We start from the raw sequence: 281 nt of genomic DNA on the forward strand, positions 1-281 counted from the left end.
GGAAGGGGTTTTAAAAGTTCTCTGATAAAATATCTTGCTCCTATATTGTACGATGCTGACAGATCGCAATTATATCGTTTTCCTGTCTGAAATACACACAGGCTGTGATTTTTCGGATCACGGGCAACGGTTCCTGTTCCATCATATGCAAGCCTGCTGGTGTTCCACGCACAGATCCTCGATACCCGTATTCCATTTCTATGTACCTGATGTTCACAGCGCTTCTGGATATCCCGTTTTCTCCACAGATGCAGTTTCTGTTTCTTTTTCCCGGATATCTT

1 pseudogene is annotated in these 281 nt (G+C 43.4%); it reads right to left on the bottom strand.

The features are described from left to right. Positions 1-281, bottom strand: a pseudogene (locus DXC01_RS20545) (IS200/IS605 family accessory protein TnpB-related protein); the annotation flags it as partial.

Source organism: Blautia sp. OM07-19, from assembly GCF_003481595.1.
Classification (GTDB): Bacteria; Bacillota; Clostridia; order Lachnospirales; family Lachnospiraceae; genus Blautia_A; species Blautia_A intestinihominis.